The organism is Streptomyces roseolus, assembly GCF_014649855.1.
Classification (GTDB): domain Bacteria; phylum Actinomycetota; class Actinomycetes; order Streptomycetales; family Streptomycetaceae; genus Streptomyces; species Streptomyces roseolus.
In genome coordinates this window covers 1-1,165 of record NZ_BMTV01000085.1, presented here as the reverse complement: position 1 = coordinate 1,165, position 1,165 = coordinate 1, and the positions used below count along the sequence as shown (strand labels likewise).

Annotated in this window: 1 protein-coding gene; it reads right to left on the bottom strand. The window is 69.2% G+C overall.

Going from position 1 to position 1,165, the window contains the following annotated elements; all coding sequences use genetic code 11:
• Positions 1 to 1,148, bottom strand: a 1,148-nt coding sequence (locus IE245_RS36555) for an acyl-CoA dehydrogenase family protein (RefSeq protein WP_189955763.1), incomplete at its 3' end; no start/stop codon positions are given.
• Positions 1,149 to 1,165: the final 17 nt, after the last annotated feature.

Below are 1,165 nucleotides of genomic sequence, written 5' to 3'. Positions count from 1 at the left end.
GGGAGGTTGCGGGCCATGACGATGCGCTGGACCTGGTTGGTGCCCTCGTAGATCTGGGTGATCTTGGCGTCGCGCATCATGCGCTCGACGGGATAGTCGCGGGTGTAGCCGTAGCCGCCGAGGAGCTGGACGGCGTCGGTGGTGACCTCCATGGCGACGTCCGAGGCAAAGCACTTGGCGGCGGCGCCGAAGAAGGTCAGGTCGCCGTCGACCCGCTCGGACTTCGCCGCGGCGGCGTAGGTGAGCTGGCGCGCCGCCTCCAGCTTCATCGCCATGTCGGCGAGCATGAACTGCACGCCCTGGAAGTCGGCGATCGGCTTGCCGAACTGCTTGCGCTCGGTCACGTAGCCCTTGGCGTAGTCCAGGGCGCCCTGGGCGATGCCGAGGGCCTGCGCGGCGATGGTGATGCGGGTGTGGTCCAGCGTCTTCATCGCGGTCGCGAAACCGGTGCCCTCGGCGCCGATCATCCGGTCGGCGGGGATGCGGACGTTGTCGAAGTACACCTCGCGGGTCGGGGAGCCCTTGATCCCGAGCTTCTTCTCCGGCGCGCCGAACGACACTCCCTCGTCGCCCTTCTCCACCACGAACGCCGAGATGCCCTTCGAGCGCAGCGAAGGGTCGGTGACCGCCATCACGGTGTAGTACTCCGACACGCCCGCGTTGGTGATCCACCGCTTCACGCCGTTCAGCACCCAGAAGTCCCCCTCGCGCACCGCGCGGGTCTTCATCCCCGCCGCGTCCGAGCCGGCGTCCGGCTCCGACAGGCAGTACGAGAACATCGCCTCACCGGCGGCCAGCGGGGCGAGGTACTTCGCCTTCAGCTCCTCCGAGCCCGACAGGATCACCGGCAGCGAGCCCAGCTTGTTCACCGCCGGGATCAGCGACGACGAACCACACGCCCGGGCGACCTCCTCGATCACGATCACCGTCGCCAGCGCGTCCGCGCCCGCGCCCCCGTACGTCTCCGGGACGTGGACCGCGTGCAGGTCGTTCGCGACCAGCGCGTCCAGGGCCTCCTGCGGGAACCGCCCCTCCTCGTCCACCGCCGCCGCGAACGGAGCGATCTTCGCCTCCGCCAGCGCACGCACCGACTCCCGGAGCATCTCGTGCTCCTCCGACGTCCGGTACAGGTCGAAGTCCTTGCCCATGCTCTTGAGCTCCCTGG